This is a genomic window from Streptomyces sp. CNP082, from assembly GCF_059570535.1.
The window spans coordinates 25,034-42,246 of the sequence record NZ_JCANSZ010000005.1 but is presented as its reverse complement, the minus strand read 5'-3'; the positions used below and the strand labels follow the sequence as shown (position 1 = coordinate 42,246).

At 72.9% G+C, this 17,213-nt stretch carries 9 protein-coding genes, 1 other RNA gene and 1 pseudogene; 5 read left to right on the top strand and 6 right to left on the bottom strand.

The window, feature by feature from the left end; genetic code table 11:
• Positions 1-82: 82 nt before the first annotated feature.
• Complete coding sequence (gene leuE, locus B124_RS05920) at positions 83-754, bottom strand: leucine efflux protein LeuE (RefSeq protein WP_496501593.1); 672 nt, start codon at positions 752-754, stop codon at positions 83-85.
• A gap of 159 nt (positions 755-913) precedes the next feature.
• Between leuE and B124_RS05915 the strand changes: the two genes are divergently transcribed.
• Positions 914-1,456: an MOSC domain-containing protein gene (locus B124_RS05915; RefSeq protein WP_496501592.1), complete on the top strand. Its 543-nt coding sequence runs from the start codon at positions 914-916 to the stop codon at positions 1,454-1,456.
• Between the two features lie 6 nt (positions 1,457-1,462).
• Here B124_RS05915 and B124_RS05910 read toward each other — a convergent pair whose 3' ends face one another.
• Complete coding sequence (locus tag B124_RS05910; RefSeq protein ID WP_496501591.1) at positions 1,463-3,022, bottom strand: arylsulfotransferase family protein; 1,560 nt, start codon at positions 3,020-3,022, stop codon at positions 1,463-1,465.
• A gap of 131 nt (positions 3,023-3,153) precedes the next feature.
• Here B124_RS05910 and B124_RS05905 point away from each other — a divergent pair, with 131 nt between their 5' ends.
• Entirely contained in the window at positions 3,154-4,677 is a 1,524-nt protein-coding gene (locus B124_RS05905) for an RNB domain-containing ribonuclease (RefSeq protein WP_496501590.1), read from the top strand.
• 946 nt (positions 4,678-5,623) lie between these two features.
• On the opposite strand, the gene B124_RS05900 is transcribed toward B124_RS05905, so the two are convergent.
• The gene (locus B124_RS05900; protein ID WP_496501589.1) at positions 5,624-6,508 is read right to left on the bottom strand and encodes a MerR family transcriptional regulator; all 885 of its coding nucleotides are present in this window, start codon (positions 6,506-6,508) and stop codon (positions 5,624-5,626) included.
• A gap of 73 nt (positions 6,509-6,581) precedes the next feature.
• Positions 6,582-8,063 carry an aminotransferase class V-fold PLP-dependent enzyme gene (locus B124_RS05895; protein ID WP_496501588.1) on the bottom strand — a complete coding sequence of 494 codons (1,482 nt, stop codon included), beginning with the start codon at positions 8,061-8,063 and terminating at the stop codon, positions 6,582-6,584.
• A 68-nt stretch (positions 8,064-8,131) separates the two neighbouring features.
• On the opposite strand from B124_RS05895, the gene B124_RS05890 reads away from it, so the two are divergent.
• The 3 genes and pseudogenes from B124_RS05890 to rnpB all read left to right on the top strand — a co-directional run bounded on the left by B124_RS05890 (position 8,132) and on the right by rnpB (position 10,341).
• Positions 8,132-8,962 carry an AraC family transcriptional regulator gene (locus B124_RS05890; protein WP_496501587.1) on the top strand — a complete coding sequence of 277 codons (831 nt, stop codon included), beginning with the start codon at positions 8,132-8,134 and terminating at the stop codon, positions 8,960-8,962.
• 54 nt (positions 8,963-9,016) lie between these two features.
• Positions 9,017-9,796 (top strand): annotated as a pseudogene (locus B124_RS05885) (DMT family transporter); the annotation flags it as partial.
• A 146-nt stretch (positions 9,797-9,942) separates the two neighbouring features.
• An RNA gene (gene rnpB / locus B124_RS05880) (RNase P RNA component class A) lies at positions 9,943-10,341 on the top strand.
• Between the two features lie 189 nt (positions 10,342-10,530).
• Here rnpB and pglZ read toward each other — a convergent pair.
• Both pglZ and pglY read right to left on the bottom strand, forming a co-directional pair.
• On the bottom strand, positions 10,531-13,335 hold the full coding sequence (pglZ, locus tag B124_RS05875) for a BREX-2 system phosphatase PglZ (RefSeq protein WP_496501586.1): 2,805 nt from the start codon (positions 13,333-13,335) through the stop codon (positions 10,531-10,533).
• The gene (pglY, locus tag B124_RS05870) at positions 13,335-17,204 is read right to left on the bottom strand and encodes a BREX-2 system ATPase PglY (RefSeq protein WP_496501585.1); all 3,870 of its coding nucleotides are present in this window, start codon (positions 17,202-17,204) and stop codon (positions 13,335-13,337) included. Before pglY ends, pglZ begins: the two co-directional genes overlap by 1 nt.
• Positions 17,205-17,213: the final 9 nt, after the last annotated feature.

Genomic DNA, 17,213 nt, shown 5'->3' with positions numbered 1-17,213 from the left:
GGGGGCTGTCCGGTGGTCAGGGCCGGGCAGCCCCCGGACGGCAGTTCCCACCTGCCGCGCTGCTCCCTTACGCGCTGCTCCCTTACGCGCTGCTCATCGACAGCTTGGCGGCGAAGCCGAGGAACGCCGTGCCCGCCGCGGCCGACATCCCGGCCGTCAGCCGCCGCTTGCGGCGGAAGAGCGCCGCGAGGTGGGTGCCGCTGAAGATCAGCGCGGTCAGGTACGTGATGCTGAACAACTGCGCCCAGGCCGCCAGCACGAGGAACGTCAGCTCCGGGTGCGCGTACGCCGGGTCGATGAACTGCACGAAGAAGGAGACGAAGAACAGGATCGCCTTCGGGTTGAGCAGGCTGACGACGAACGCGCGGCGGTACGGGCGCTCCAGCTCGGCCCGCGCCGGCTCCGCCCGCGCCGGCTCCCCCTCGGCCCGGGCGGCGGCCCGCGCCCCCCGCTCGCGCCACATCCGCCACGCCCCGCGCAGCATCCCCACCGCCAGCCAGGTCAGATACCCGGCGCCGGCGAACTTGACGACGGCGAACGCCGTCGGGCTGGCCTGCAGCAGCGAGGCCACGCCGCCCGCGGAGAGCACCATGAGCACCATGTCGCCGCACATCACGCCGCCGGCCGCGCGGTAGCCGGCGCGGGCGCCGCGGCGGGCGGCGACGGAGACGACGTAGAGCGAGTTGGGCCCCGGGAGCAGGATGATCAGGGCCAGCCCGGCGAGGTACGTCGACAGATCGGTGACTCCAAGCATGCGGGCCAGGCTGCCACGGGTCCGCGTGTCCGTACGAATCAATAACCCGCGGTCCCGCATGCCGGACAGCAGCGGCCCGCCGGCCACGGTCGCGGCCCCGCTGACCGGGCCGGTTAGGCTCGTAGGAGGTCGACAGTCCCGGCGGAGGGGTCCCGAAGTATGAACGGCACGGTCACGGCGGTCTGCAGCAGCGGCGAGTACACCTTCCACAAGCCGGCCCGCGCGTCGATCACCCTGCTCGCCGGGCTCGGCGTGGAGGGCGACGCGCACGCCGGTGTCACGGTCAAGCACCGCTCCCGGGTCGCCCGCGACCCCTCCCAGCCGAACCTGCGCCAGGTGCACCTCATCCACGAGGAGCTGTTCGACGAGGTCGCCGGGGCGGGCTTCCGCGTACGCCCCGGCCAGCTCGGCGAGAACGTCACCACCCGCGGCATCGACCTGCTCGGCCTGCCGACCGGCACGCTGCTGCACCTCGGTGCCGAAGCGGTCATCGAGATAACCGGGCTGCGCAACCCCTGCCACCAGATCGACGACTTCCAGCACGGGCTGCTCAAGCAGGTCGTGGGCCGGGACGAGGCGGGGAACGTGGTGCGCAAGGCGGGCGTGATGAGCGTGGTGCTGACGGGCGGTGTGGTACGTCCCGGGGACCCGGTCGCCGTCGTGCTGCCCGAGGCGCCGCACCGCCCGCTGCAGAAGGTCTGAGCGCGCTCAGCCGGCACCCGTCCCCGTGACCGGGGACGCGCCGATCACCTCGCCGCGCGCGTCCAGCGCCTCCGCCTTCACGTACGCCGCGTCCGCCGCCTCCGGCGGCAGGTCGACGTCCGTGTCGAGGCCGTCCCACGGCTCGCGGGCGACGGGCCGCAGGCCGTCCCGGGTGTCACCGGCCAGCACCCGCCAGCCGGCGACCTCGGTGGCGCCGTTCCACACCGCGTGCGCGTCGCCGGACGCGCCGTCGATCCGTACCTCCGGCGAGGTCTCCGGCGCGCCCTCCCACTCCTGGCGGTACGCGCGGTACGAGGCGTACTCCTCCGGGAAGACGGCGTCGAACAGCAGCCGCCCGTCCGCGTCGAACTCCGAGACGCGGCCCGCCGACCCCCAGCCGACCAGGGTGTTGCCGCCCGGCAGCGCCTGGCTGCCGCCGGTGACGGCCGTGGACACCCGGTCGGGGTGCACGAGCTGGCGCACCAGCTCGGCGGTGCCGCCCCCGGGGTCGATCCGCAGCCACGCCACCCGGCTCTCGTAGCCCGGGGCGTGCATGTTCTGGTTGTCGAACATGCGGTACGTGTTCCCGCCCACGGCCACGACGTCGTGCTGGGCGATCGTGCGCGCGCCCGCGCCGAGCCGGAAGTCGCTGTTCTTGCCGCCCAGCCGCCAGATGATCTCGCCGGTCCGCCGGTCGATCTTGTAGACGGTGCTGGTGCCGAGGGCGGAGACGAGCAGGTTGCCGTCGGTGTCGAGGGACACGGAGTTGGCGTGCAGGTAGTCGAACGGGCGGGTGCCGGCGCGGCCCGAGGGCCGCTCGTCGGACGCCTGCAGCGGTACGTGGTCGAGGCTGCGCCACTCCAGCAGCGGCTCGCCGGTGGCGAGGTCCAGCTCCCACACGACGCTCTCGATGACGTCGCCGTCCGCGGGGCCGCCGACCGGGGTGAGGTCGTAGGGCCGCTGCTGGTAGCTGACGACCAGGGCGGTGCCCTCGGGGGTGAGCCGGAACTCGTGCAGGTCGATGGTCTGTTCTGGGTCCGGGGAGCGGACGGTGGCGATGATGTCGTAGTTCTCGTCGGCGATGTAGCCGACGCCCGCGCCGATGCCGGGGTGGTCACTCTTGCCCTGCAACCAGGTCAGGACCTTCTCGCCGCGGTACTCCTGGACGCGGAAGTCGGTGACGTACTCGGTCGCCGGGATGGGGTGGTACCAGAGGGGCCGGCCGCGGTCGTCGACGATCAGGGGTCCGCTGCCCGCCTCGGCCGCCGGCGGCTCCCCGCCGGGCGGTGCGTACCGGCTGGGGATCTTCTGCGGTCCGACGAAGAGCAGGCCGTCGCTTGTGCCGGGCCGGCGCTCCAGGACGTCGAGAGGCGGGGGCGACGGGTCGGACAGCTCCCCCGCGACGGCGGAGGCTGCCGCGGCAGGAGCGGCGTGGGCGGCCGGGGCCGTACCGCTCGTCGCGGCCGGGTCGGCGACCGCCGCGGGCGGGAGGGCCGCGACAAGGCCGCCGAGGACGATCGCGGTGCACGTACGCGACAACTGACGGGATGCGTGACAGATCGACATGTCTCTCCCGGAGGTGGGGGGATTCCACCTCTACCAACCGCGCGGTGACAGAGCGGTCACTCCTGGGGCGCAGGGGGCGGTTCCGGCCGCGGTGCGCGCCCGGGACGACTGCCCGAATTAGGGTGATATGCGTGCCCCTACGCATCCTGTACGCGATCGATGACGAGGACGCCCCGCTGCGCACCGCCCTCCGCCGGCTGCGCGCCGCCGAGGACGTACCCGAGGAGTTCCCGCCCGAGGTGCTCGCCGAGGCCGACCGCGCCGCGAAGGCGCCCCGGCTGCCCGAGCGGGACGCGACCGACATCCCGTTCTGCACCGTCGATCCGCCCGGCTCCCCCGACCTGGACCAGGCCGTCCACATCGCGCGCCGGGGCGGCGGCGGCTTCCGTATCCACTACGCCATCGCCGACGTCGCCGCCTTCGTCTCCCCCGGCGGGGCGCTCGACGCCGAGGCGCACCGCCGGGTGACGACCCTGTACTTCCCCGACACCCGCGTCCCCCTGTACCCCGAGCGGCTGTCCGAGGGCGCCGCCAGCCTGCTGCCCGGCCAGACCGCACCCGCGCTGCTGTGGGAGATCGACCTGGACTCCAGCGGGCAGACCGCGCGGGCCACGGTCGGCCGCGCGCTGGTACGCAGCCGCGCACAGCTCGACTACGGCGGCGTCCAGCAGGCCATCGACGAGGGCACGGCCGAGGAGCCGGTGGCGCTGCTGCGCGACGTCGGGCTGCTGCGCGAGGAGCTGGAGCGCGAGCGCGGCGGGATCTCGCTGGGCGTGCCGGAGCAGGAGGTGGTGCGGCACGGCGGCGGCTACACGCTGGAGTACCACGCCCCGCTGCCCGCCCACGGCTGGAACGCGCAGGTGTCCCTGCTCACCGGCATGGCCGCCGCGGACCTCATGCTCACCGCCGGCACCGGCATCCTGCGTACGCTGCCGCCCGCGCGCCGGGGCGCGCTGACGCATCTGCACCGGGTGGCCCGCGCGCTCGACGTCGACTGGCCCGAGGGCCTGGACTACCCCGAGCTGATCCGCGCCCTGAACCCGCAGATGGCCAACCACGCGGCGCTGTTGCAGGAGTGCACCGCGCTGCTGGGCGGCGGCGGGTACAAGGTCTTCGACGGCGGGCCGCCGGCGCGGCAGGACGCGGTGCACGTCGCGGTGGCCGACGCGTACGCGCACTGCACGGCGCCGCTGCGGCGGCTGGCCGACCGCTACGCCGGGGAGCTGTGCGTGGCGGCGGCGGCCGGCGAGCCGGCGCCGGAGTGGGTGCGCGAGGCGCTGGGCGGCGTCCCGGAGCTGATGGCCGAAGGCGCGGCGCGGGCGGAGCGGCTGGAGCGGGCGTGCGTGGACCTGGTCGCGGCGGCGCTGCTGAGCGGGCGGATCGGGGAGGTCTTCGACGGGCACGTGGTGGCGGTCGACGAGGACCGGCCGACGCGGGGCACGGTGCAGCTCTACGAGCCGGCGGTCATCGGCCGCGTGGAGTCGGGGGGTTCGGGAGACTCGGTTGCCTCGGGGGACGCTCCGGGCCTCTCGCCCGCCGCGGAGCCAGCGGCCGGCGAGCCGGCCGAACCGCTGCCACTCGGCCACCGGTTGCGCGTGCGGGTGACGGCGGCGGAGCCCGGGGTGTCCCCGGTGCGCTTCGCGCCCGCGCCCTGAGCGGGCAGCGGCGCCGCGCCGGGCCCGCCCTGCTCCCCCGCCCGCTCCCGGGCCGCATCGCGTGCCTCGTCACGCGCCTCGTCACGCGCCTCGTCACGCGCCTCGTCACGCGCCGCGCGCGCCCGGCGCAGGGCCTCGACCACCGGCTTCGGGTCCTCGGCGTAGAACCGCAGCACCCGCGCCGCGACCGGCTTGCCCAGCGGCCGGACGAACGCCACCGGCTCCGTCAGCTCGACCGTGACCGTCGTCTGCCCGCCGATCGCGAGGTCGGCCGTGCCGTCGCCGTGCAGCCGCAGCAGCCCGCCGCCGTCCGGGAAGCGGCGCTCCAGCCGGGCGTTCGCGATCAGCCCGGCCGGTACGGGGATGTCCAGCAGGACCCCGTACCGTACGCGCAGCGAGCCGTCCGCGCCGACGACGTGCGGGCGGACCGCGCAGGCCGCCTGGAGCGCGAGGATGAAGTAGATGCCCCAGACGTCCAGGACCAGCAGGACGGCGTGCACCACCGGCCAGGGGATGACGAGGGCGAGCGCCACGGTCTCGACGACCGAGACGAAGAAGAAGCCGTAGAACACGAACGCCTGCCCCGAGGCGTACGGGACGGCGGTGTCACCGGGGCCGACGCCGTGCTTCGGGCGGCGGGCGAGCCAGCGCAGCGTGGCGGTGAAGAGCTTCACCTCGTGCACGGTCAGCTTGCGCACCACGGCCGGGACGCTGTCCCGTACCGCCTCCAGACCGGCTGCGCGGGGCGTGAGCCCGGTGCCGCGGTGGCGGCGGTAGTCGGCGGCCAGCAGCGTGACCAGGGCCGCGGTGACCAGCAGGACGGCCGCCTCGACGGCACGCAGCACGGGGGCCGGGATGCGGACGCCCGAGGCGAGGCAGAGCACGAGCACCAGCTCGCCGGGGACGAGCGAGGCCAGGGCCCAGCGGACCGTACGGCGCAGCGCGTTCACGACGCACTCTCCCCGCGCCGCCGGTCCGCACGCCCGGCCCCGCCCGCCTCGCCGGCCCTGCCCGTCCGCTCTCCGAGCAGGGCCATCGCCCGGCGCATGACCTCGGCCTGCGCCGGAGGGAAGTCCGCGAAGAACATTTCCGCGAAGGCTCCCCCGTCATCGCCACCGTCGTCGTCTGCGGTGGTGGTGGTACGGGCCGCGTCCGGTCCGGCGGTGACGAGCTTGCGCGCCTCCTCCGGCAGGGCGGCGACCACGTCCCGCGCCAGCTCCTCGACGCGCGGGTCGGTGACCTCGGCGCCGGCCAGCTCGTCGAGCCTGGCGTAGATGCCGTACGCGCGCGTCATCGCCTCCGGATCGGAGCTGAGCGCGTGCAGCAGCCCGTCGAACCAGCCCCGGTGCCCGCCGTCCGCCGTGGTGTCCAGCAGCGCCAGCAGCTCCCGCTCCTTCGCCGCGCTCGCCGGCTCCGGGACGCCGAGCCGCGCGGAGGCGCGGGACATGTCGGCGAACACGGCCGCCAGCTCCGGCGACACCGGCCCCTCGGCGGTCAGCCCGCCGCCCTCCGCGTGCCGCAGCAGCTCCGCCAGGCGGGCGCGGCGCTGCCGGATGGCGGCCTCCTGCCGGGCGAGGTCGGCGTCCAGCTCGGCGAGTATCTCGTGCAGCTCCTTGCCGGCGTCGTCGGCGAGCGCGTCGCGGACCTCGTCCAGGCTCAGGCCCAGCTCGGTCAGGCGGCGGACGCGGGCCAGCTCGACGGCGTCGCGCAGGGTGTAGACGCGGTAGCCGTTGGCGCGGCGGGCGGGCTCGGGCAGCAGCCCGATGCGGTGGTAATGCCGCACGGTGCGGGTGGTGACCCCGGCGAGCGCGGCGAGCTCTCCGATGCGCATGACCTCAGTAGAAACGTTGACGTCGCGACAGGGTCAAGCGCGGGGTCAAGCGGCGGGCCGGGCGGCCGGGGGTTCAGGCGGTACGCGCGGACGCCCCCTCGGCCGCGCCGGTCCCTGCGTCGGCCGCGGCGCACAGGTCGTCCCAGAGCGCCCGGACGTGCCGCTCCTCGGTCTCCAGCCCGCCGACCGCGACCCGCAGCAGATAGCGGCCGTCGGCCACGGTGTGCGTGACGTACGACCGCCCGCCCGCGTTGATCCGCTCCAGCACCGCCTTCGTCGCAGCGTTGTCGGCATCGGTGCCGCGGCCGGTGGCGACGTACAGGCACACCAGCGCCAGGCTCCGCGGCACCCCCAGCGCGAAGCGCGGGTCCGCCGCCGCCCACGACTCCAGCTCCGCCGCCAGCTCCACGTGCCGGCGCACGTGGGCCCGTATGCCTGCGAGGCCGAAGCGGCGCAGCACCGTCCACAGCTTCAGCGCGCGGAAGCGGCGGCCCAGCGGCAGGTGCCAGTCGCGGTAGTCGACGACGGCGCCGGACTCGCTGGCGGCGTTGCGCAGGTACTCCGGCAGCACGGTCAGGGCGCCGGTGAGGGTGGCGGGGTCGCGGGTCCAGAAGAGGTTGCAGTCGAAGGCGGTGAGCAGCCACTTGTGCCCGTCGGTGCTGTACGAGTCGGCCAGTCCGGCGCCGTCGAAGAGCCCGCGGTGCTCGGGGCAGAACGCGGCGGCGCCGGCCCAGGCGGCGTCGACGTGCAGCCAGATGCCGTACTCCGCGCAGACCGCGGCGATCTCGCGCACCGGGTCGACGGCGCCGGTGCCGGTGGTGCCGATCGTCGCGCACACCATCACCGGCCGGCGCCCGGCGGCCACGTCCTCGCGTACGGCGGCGGCCAGCGCCTCGGGCGCCATCGCTTGACCGCCGGCTTCGGCCTCCACGACCCGTACCGCCTCCGCGCCCAGACCGGCCGCGATCGCCGCCTTCTCCAGCGAGGAGTGGGTGTGCGCCGAGACGTACAGCACCTCGCGCCCGTCCCGGCCCGCCGTCCGCCACGCGCCGCCGGACGTCCGGTGCAGCGCGGCGAGCAGCGCCACCAGCGAGGACGAGGACGCCGAGTCCTGGATGACGCCGCCGCCCCCGCCGGCGAAGGTGAACGCGGCGGGCAGGCCCGTGGCGTCGGCGAGCTGGTCGAGCAGGTGCTGCTCCAGCTCGGTGGCGGCGGGGGACGTCGACCACAGCATGCCCTGGGAGCCGAGGCCGGTGGAGAGCATGTCGCCGAGGAGGGAGGCGAGGGAGGCGTTGGCGGGGAAGTACGCGAAGAAGCCGGGGTGCTGCCAGTGGGTGGTGGCGGGCACCACGACGCGGTCCATGTCCGCCAGCACCGCCGTCAGCGGCTCGCCCTCCTCCGGCAGCCGGGCGGGCAGCCGCTCGCGCACCCAGCCGGGCTCGACGCCGGGGAGCACCGGCAGATCGCCGACGCGGGCGCGGTAGTCGGCTATCCAGTCGACGTAGGCGTGGCCGAGCTCGCGGAACTCTTCGGGGGACAGATCTCGCTGCGACATCCGCGCATCGTAGGCAGCCGCGGAATCCCGCTGGCAAGGGCCGTACGGCATCGCGCACAATGCGACCCATGAGCGGCAAGGGGGACGGGCGGGACGCCGGCGAGTACGGGCACTGGACACGGACGCCGCTCGGCGCCGGCCAGTCCCTGTACCTGATGACGGCGTGCTTCACCGCACACCGCTACGCACCGCACGCCCACCACGAGTTCGCCGTCGGCGTGTGCACGCACGGCGCCGAGGTCATCGACTACCGCGGTGAACGGATACGGGCGCGCCCCGGCAGCATCGTCGTCCTCGCCCCCGGCGAGGCGCACACCGGCGGCCCGGCGGACGACACCGGCTACGGCTACCGCGCGTTCTACCCCTCCATGGCGCTGCTCACCGACGGCGCCTGCACCGACGCCCACTTCACCGAACCCGTCATCGACGACCCGGCCCTGGCCGCCGCGCTGCGCGCCGCCCACGTCGCCGTCGACCGCGGCGCGGAGCCGCTGGAGGCGGAGTCGCGGCTGCCGTGGCTCCTCGCCGCCCTGGCCCGCCGGCACGGCCGCGCCCGCCCGGCGGCCAGCGCGGCGCTGGGTGACGGCGTCGCCCGTGCGGTACGGGACCGGCTGGCGGACGAGCTGACGGACCCGCCGTCGCTGGCGGCGATCGGCTGCGACCTGGGGCTGTCCCGGTACCAGGTGCTGCGCGCGTTCCGGGACACCATGGGCATGCCCCCGTATGCCTGGCTGGCCCAGTACCGGGTGGAGCGGGCGCGGGGGCTGCTGGAGGCGGGGCACCGGCCGGCGGAGGTGGCGGGGCTCGTGGGGTTCGCGGACCAGGCGCATCTGACGCGGTGGTTCCGGCGGGTGCTGGGCGCGACCCCGGCGGCGTACCGCCGGAGCGTACGGGCGTAGCCGCCGCAACCGCATTCAAGACAGGGACACCCCCCGCCGCGGACGCTGGGCGGTATGACTGCACGCGGCTGGGTCCTGTTCCTCCTCATGGGCGTCATCTGGGGCGTCCCCTACCTGATGATCAAAGTGGCGGTGGACGCGGTGTCGCCGTCGGGGGTCGTCTTCGTACGGTGCGCACTGGGCGCGCTCGTCCTGCTGCCGCTCGCGCTGCGCGGCGGAGGGCTGGCCCGTACCGTACGGACGCACTGGGCGCCGATGCTGGCGTTCGCCTGCATCGAGATCATCGGCCCGTGGTGGACCCTGACCGACGCCGAACGCACCCTCTCCAGCGCCATGGCCGGCCTGCTGATCGCCGCGGTGCCGACGATCGGCGTGATCCTCGCCCGCCTCCTGGGCGACGAGGAGCGCCTGGGCCGCCGCCGCTGGCTGGGCCTCGGGCTGGGCCTCGCGGGCGTCGCGGTGCTGGCGGCGCCGGAGCTGAGCGGCGGCTCGGCGTGGGCGATGACGGAGGTCATGCTCACGGCCCTCGGCTACGCCACCGCCCCGCTGATCATCGCCCGCCGGCTCAAGGACGTACCGACACTGCAGCTCATCGCCCCCTGCCTGCTCCTGGCCGCCCTCGTCTACGCCCCCTCGGGCCTCGCCTCCTGGCCGGCCACGACACCGTCGGGCAAGGTCATCGCGTCGCTGGTGGGCCTGGGGGTGCTGTGCACGGCGCTGGCGTTCGTGGTCTTCCTGGAGCTGATCCGCGAGGTGGGGCCGACGCGCGCGGTCGTCTTCACCTACGTCAACCCGGCGGTCGCGGTCGCCGCGGGCGTCGCCTTCCTCGACGAACGCCTGACGGCCTCCATAGCCGCCGCCTTCGTCCTCATCCTGGCCGGCTCCTTCCTGGCCACCGCCGCCCCCGCCACCACCCCCACCGCCCCGGAGCCGGGCGGCGCCGAGCCCGTCCCTGCGACTACCATGGGCCCCACGGCGGACGAGCCGGCCGGGCGGTCGCGTCGGTCCCACCCAGGGACCGCCGAGGAACGTCCGGGCTCCACAGGGCAAGGTGGTGGGTAACGCCCACCCGGGGTGACCCGCGGGACAGTGCCACAGAAAACAGACCGCCGGGGGCGCGCCCCCGGTAAGGGTGAAACGGCGGTGTAAGAGACCACCAGCGCCCGGGGTGACCCGGGCGGCTAGGTAAACCCCACCCGGAGCAAGGTCAAGAGGGGCCGCGGAAGCGACCCTGCGCGGACGACCGAGGGCGGCCCGCCCGAGTCCGCGGGTAGACCGCACGAGGCCGGTGGCAACACCGGTCCCAGATGGATGACCGCCTCCCCGCGGGCCGCAAGGCCCCCGGGAGACAGAACCCGGCGTACAGGCCGACTCGTCCGCCTTCACGGCCCTGACCTGGGCGTTTGCCCGGGTCGGGGCCGTTTTCCACGCCGAGATGCGCAACGCCTCTACCTGCGGTTTCCCGGGAGTTCCCGCGCGTTTGTGTAAGGGATGTGTAACGCGATCTTGGTGTCGGAGCAGCGGTGAGGCTGGAGGATGGCTGGAGAGCGGTGAGAACCGCCACGGGCCTACTCCTCCAGCCCGAACTGGGCCCTCAGCCACGCCGGGTTGAGCTTCACCGTCTTGTTGTCGGGGAGGAGTTCGAGGACCTGGATTCCGTCCATGTTCAGGAGCTGGGTGAGGACGGCGGCGTAGCCACGGGCCCGGGCCGGCGGCATGCCGGCAGCGGCGGCCACGGCCGTCAGAGGGAGCGTGTTGTTCTCGCAGAGCGCTGCAAGGGCCTGGCGGAGTCTTCCCGGGTCCTGCCTGCGAGGGAGCAGAGCGAGCTGGTCACTGAAGGCCGGGGAGACGAAGAGGTCGTCCAAGAGCTGCTCCACCGGCGACTGACCTTGCACGGAGAGCAGTGTTTCCTCGGTCTCGGAAAGTTGGGGGGACACCGCGACCTCAAACAGACCCGCCTCCTGAGGAGCGGACTTCTTCGGGGTACGCCTGGGCTTCGCCGACTGCCTCGTCCCGGTCTCCACGGAGCGAGGTGCCGAAGTCACGTGCAGACGCATCGTGTCCAGTTTCCACCAGCGGGGCTCATATGTGTCCGTGAGTTGCCGCCACCCTGGCGGGATGTGCTCGGTCGCGCCGTCCGGCAGGTACGCGAGCAGAGGGATCGTGAACTCGGCCGGGTGCACTCCCCCGTGGTAACCGGCGGCACGGTTGGTGTAGCGAGTGTCGGCCGACCACAAGGCGACGATGGGGCCTCCGACCACGCGTGGCCCAGCGAGCACCATCTCCGCCTCGCTTACCAGGGGTTCAGCGCCACCGTCCGGGACTTCGCGGTAGCGTGCGTTGACCGCCTCGGGGGTGGGTACCTTCACGCCCCGGTGCTCCAGTACGTGCCCGTGGTCGCTGGTGATCAGTACGGCCATACCCTGTCGGCGGGCCTCGTCCAGCAGTGGGGTCAGGGCGTCGATGTCGGCGATCGTCCAGTCCCACTCGTCGAGGCGTTCGTCGTTCTTCAGGCCGTCGTCGACGGTGTTGAGGACGATCGCGAGGTGTGACGCGCCGTCAGCCAGCGCCGCCTCCAGATCGGGCCCGAAGCGTCCACCCGTGTCGGCGGGGCGGAGGTCGTCCTTGTGGAAGACAGCCGCCTTCTGCCCCGACCACAGCCGCAGGGACGGGAATTCACGCTTCTCAGCCTTCTGGTCGCCGCGTTGCAGCCTGGCGGTGAGGAGGGTGGTACGGCTGACGGCGGTGATGGTGGGCAGGGCGGCGGCCATCGCCTGGCGGGTGGGCGGAAACCGCTTCTCGCCGGTGGGGTCGTACTCGGTCCAGTGCGCCGCGAGTTCCTCGCCGAGCTGTCCCGCGAGCGCGGCGCTCATGCCGTCCACGACGAGCAGCATCAGCCGCCGTTGGGACTTCACCACAGGCTTCGCGACCCGCTCCAGGAAGGTCTCGACCGTCAGCATCGAGCGGGGGGCCTTACCCGCCGCGGTCCACTCGGCGACCTGCTCGGCGAAGGCCCGGTCCATGCGCCGCCGCACCTTACGCACGTCAGCGGCGAGCGCCTCGTAGGCTCCGGACAGGGCGGGCTCCGTGTCACCGCCCGCCTCCAGGTGCTCCAACGCGCGGTCAGCCCAGGAGAGTTCGGCGTTGTAGTGGGCCAAGGCACCCGCGACGGTGTCCGGTGCCCATACGGGGTCGGCAGCCAGCCACTGCACCAGGCGCACGGCCATCCGGGCGCGGCCGATCCGGGTGCGAGCCGTCTCGGCGACGTGGTGCGCCTGCACCGCGCGCAGCGCCGTACGGCAGTCGTCGAGATCTCGGCCGGCGATCGCCGAACCCACGCCGGCCAGGCGCGCTTCGAGTCCGACGGACAGGTAGGGGCTGTGGCCCACGGCCTCGGTCGCCCCGAGATGTCCGGCGAGCCGTTCGGCGTCCGGGGTGACCTCGGCGAGGAGTTGTGCGTTGCGTGCGACGAGGTTCTCGACGGATTCCCCGTAGCGCCGCATGGCCTTGTCGGGATACTCCCGGCCGAGTATGTTCTCCGCTCGACCACGCGCCCGGAATACCTGAGGGCCGGCTGGGGCGTGGCGCCACAGCGCTGCGGCGACGAGCCCGAACGGCAGGGCGACGGACGGCTCGTCGTGCTCGAGGATGGACAGAAGGACGTCGGCGGTCGGCCCGGCCTGGTCCACCTCGGCGAGAAAAGACCGCAGCCCGGCACGCTCCCCGTCGCGCAGTGCGCGGTAGGCGCGCGGCCCTTCGGAGGAGGTGCGGCTCCACAGCAGCAGGGTGTCGATGTCGAGCGGGGAGGCCGCGTCGAGGAGCAGCCGCCGCCGTGCGAGGGCGGTGAGTGCGTGCGTGCGGGACAGGACCTGCCGGTTGAGGCCGGGCCAGCCGCCCGCGGGGGCGGCTTCGAGGAGCGCCTCGGCCACCCCCCACGTCTCGTCGCTGAGCCTCGGATCGATACCGGAGGCGGTGAAGGTCTCGCGGATGAGGTCCCAGTTGTCGACGTGCTGGATGGCGTGCCGGTAGGCGCGGACCAGAATACCGGGGTCGAGTTCGGCGTCCTCCCGGTCGGTGAGCAGGACGAGTAGTGACGGATCCGCTGCCGAGCCAGGCCCAGGGGCGTCCAGGTGGCTGAGCGCCTCCTGGTAGAGGGCGAGCACGGACGGCGCGGCGGCCACCCGTGCGCGTCGGCCGCCGTTCCAGTTCAGGATCGCCTGCCCCTCCCACGTGGGTGCCGAGCGCAGGAGCACCACCTGGCGAGTCTCGCCGTTCGGCTGCAGGGGCTCTTTGAGCAGCGTGCGCTGACCCGCGAGGTAGTTCGCGACAGCGGTGGGCGTGAGGCGGGCGACCCCCGGGGCGGCCTGAGGCATCAGTCGACCACCTTCCACGTGATCTCGATGCCCTTGCCGGGATGCGCCACCGCCACCTGGTGCAGGGCCTGCTCGACCTCGGCAGCGCTGCCCTGCACGGAACCCGTACGCGCAATGGTGTCGACCTTGGGGTGCGAGGTGTCGGTGGTCAGGGGCACCTGGTCCGGGCTGGGCGAGGCCGGAGTGTCGGTCGGTGGTTCGGTCCGCTGCTGCTGTTGCCGCTGGACGGCCAGGGCCTGGGTGATCGCTCGCTGGGCGCGCGGCAGGGAGTCCTGCAGCTTCCTGCTGAACTGATCCTCGCCCGCGTCCTCCTGAAGGGTGGTGAGAGCGTCCATGCCCGTGCCCAGTTCGAGCACGTCCCAGGAGGCGTTCTGCAAGGCGGGCGCCACCACGTCCGCCGTGGTGACGGATGAGCCGAGCCGTTCCGGCGTCAGCTCGCCGAGGCCGAACTCGGCGAGGGCCTCGACGACCCGCTTGGCCCCGCGTCCCTTCTCGGCGAGCAGTTCCTCGAGCAGGGCCAGCCCGCGGCGTGCGGTGTGCAGACGGCCGGTGACAGCGGTGTCGTCAAGGCCGAGGAAGTCTGCTCGCCGCTCCAGCTCGGCCACCAGCTCACGATTGGCCGGCAAGAGCGTGTCGACGTGGGTACGCACCAGATCGGCGAAGGAATTGACGATCCGCCCGCGTAGCTGCACGGGGGCCTTCTTGCCGAAGATCTTCTCGTAGCGCGCGCGGGCCGTCTCCCAGTCCGGCGCGGAGGGCAGGGGCTGGCGGCGCAACGCCCAGCCGTCCTTGATCTCGCCCAGCTTGAGGTCGGCGACGGGGGCCCCGCCGATGACCCACACCCGGTCTTCCATCTCGCCGTACGCGGCCGCGACGAGCTGCTGGACGTGGGTCGGGAGCCCCATCCGCTGCGGCTCATCCATCCACGCGGTCAGCAAGCCGTAGGCGATGTCCGCATCCGGGTCGTTCTTCGCGAGCCGGTTGAAGTGCTCACGCCAGTAGGTGCCGAGGGTGAAGTAACTCTCCCCCATCGTGCCCAGCTTGAGCGGCTGCGCGACCGTCTCCATCAGCTCCCGGTCGCCGCGCGGCACTACCTCTGCCTTGCCCTCCTTGGCCCGAGCGGCCTCACTGATATAGCCCAGGACGGTGCGGGCCTGGGCGGGCGTGACGGCCTCGGCGCCGAGGTCGGGGTGGCCCGGGTACTGCCAGGCGAGCACCCTGCCCGCGATCTCGCGGATCGCATCGCGCGGGGCGGCGCCCAGTGCGAGCGCGGGCGTCGTCACGCCCGGCTTGGTGGCGATGTGGTCCGAGAAGTCGTCGAGGACGTCCCCCTCCTGCTTCTTCGCCAGGCCGTACGCCTGCCTGAACGCGGCGACGACCCGGTCGCGCAGGGTGTCGGCCTGCGTGGAAAGCAATCCTCGAGCCCGCACACGGTCGTCGGGGCCGAGGTGGGCGGCGAACCGGCTGTCGAAGTCACTGCCGCTGTTCAGGATCCGTTTGATGACCACGTACCGGTTGAAGTCCCCGTACATCGTCGTCGTCATATGGGTGGGCACCCAGGCGAGGGAGTGCTGGACCTCGGGGTGCCGCTCCCAGAAGCCGTTCATCCGGTTCACATCTTCGCGCGGCCCGTACGCACCCTCGTCCCACGGAAGATCTACGACGAGTCGCCAGACCTCCGTGCCGGTGGGGGTGAGCATGGCGTAGGGGGTCTCCTCCCGGTCGGCGATATTGGCGAAGACGACCTCGGTACGGCGCTTGCTGCCCCGCCAGGTGAAGTCGAGGGTGTCGTACGCGTCGAAGCCGCCCTGCCCCTTGGCCGCGGTCAGCGCGAACTCCGAGCGCAGCAGCTCGACGGCGGCGTCGAGGCGGTAGCGGGGCTTGTCGAAGGCTTCGCGGCCGTTGCGGACGACGGAGTCGATGTCCACACCGGACAGTTCGAGGCGTACGGTCATCGCCACGCCGTCGCCCGCGAGTTTGATCTCGGGAATCCGGCCCGCCCACTCCTTCAGCTTGTTGATCAAGGCGGGGATCTCGCCGCCGGGAAGGAGCGCCTTGATGGTGCCGGCATTCAGGGCCAGGAGCCGCTTGACCGTCATGTTCTGGAAGGCGGGCGCGGCGGGCGCGAGGGCGGACAGGACGAGGGTCGACATCAGCCGGTCGTCGTCGGTGAACTGCTTGAGCCGACGGGAGAGGTCACCGTCCTCGACGGCGGCCGGGTCCTGCTGATACGTCGCGACCTGCTCCTCCGTGACCCGGTGCTGGTCGAGGAGGTAGGGGCGCATCCGGTTGCGGTACAGCCGGTCGGCCTCCTCGAAGACGGCCCGCAGCTCGTCGGTGAACGGCTTGTCGCCGCCACCGGAGATCAGCGCGTAGATGTCGCCGAGCGGCACCAGCTCGCCCACGCGCAGCAGATTGCGACGGTGGGCGAGGAGTTCACCCATCAGCTTGAGGCCGGTCCGGGAGCGCTGAAGGGCCGAGGACAGGTGGACGAGGGTGTCCATGAAGGCGGGCGAGAAGGGATACGTGAAGCGGAACGCGGTCTCCGTGGCACCCACGTTGTTCCCGTCGCCGCCCAGGAGTTCGTCCCAGAACTTGGCGTTCGTGGACTTCGCCTTCTTGAACGCCTCCTCGATGACCGCGGCCTTCTCGGTCGTGTCCGGCTTGAGGAGGCGCGCGTGGGCGATCTGAGGAAGGTTCCGGTCCTCCAGGCTGATGCGGTCGAACCGGCCCGAGGCAAGCTCCAGGTTGTCGACGATGGCCCGCTGGTAGCGGCCCCCGTCCTCAGCGGATCCGACCAGGTCGCGCAGGTCGCGCTGGCGCGCGATGAACGACACGACGGGGATGGCGCGGCGCTCGTCCCCGCCCTCCACCAGATTCGTGATCTTCGCGGTCTCCCGGGACACGAACTCAGGGTCGGATATGCGGGAGGCGAACCACAGGATCAACTCGTCGAGGAAGAGCACGATCCCGTCGTAGTTCAGACTCTTCGCGTGCTGGGCGATCACCGACAGGCCCCGGTCGAGGCTGATGAAGCCGCCGTCCTGTTCGACAGCACGTTCCGCGTAGCCGGGAAGCACCTTGGCCGTGTCCTGGGCGAGCCGGGCCCGCAGCTCGCCGGGGGTGGACGGATCGGCGGGGTTGAACTCCTGCCCGACCTCCAGCTCCTCGGCGGCCATCGCCTGGTCGAGCAGCTCAGTGGTCCAGGCGAAAGCGGCCCCGAACTCGCCCCATTCGCCGCCATCGCCGTCGCCGTCGCCGTCGCCTGCGGCCTCGGCGGACGCGGCACCCGCCAGGAACTTGATCACGTCCTCGTCGCCGAGCCGCTCCCGCATAGACTGCAGATCGCGGAACATGGCATCGGTTCGGTACACCCGCGGGGTCGGCGCGCCGGGCTCCAACTCCTTGATCCGCTTGACGTACCCGCCGAGGATCCGCTGCTCCATGGACTTCGCGTCCAGCATGTGCACCGGCACCATCAGGAACCGCCGGTCGGCGCCCTGCAGCCACCGGTTCTTCGCGAACACCGGGTCGAAATCGGTTCTGCCGCGAGCTGCCGGCGCCTGGTTGAGCAGGGCGTGCAGTACGGCCATGAAGTGCGACTTACCGGCACCGAACGAGGCGTGCAGATACGCGGCTTTCGAGGAGTGGCTGTCCACCGCCGCCTTGATGATGCCGAGGGCCTCGTTGAAGTGCTTCACGAGGTCGTCGGTGACGACGTACTCGGCCAGGGCCTTCGCCGCGCCGTCGGGGGTGGTGGCGTCGGCGAGCTGCAGGACGTAGTCGGAGCTGGACACCTCCGGCTTGATGTTGATCAGCTCGCGGAGGAGAGGGGTGCCGGGGTTGCCGTTCGCGGGGTTCGCTGCCATGTCTGCTTC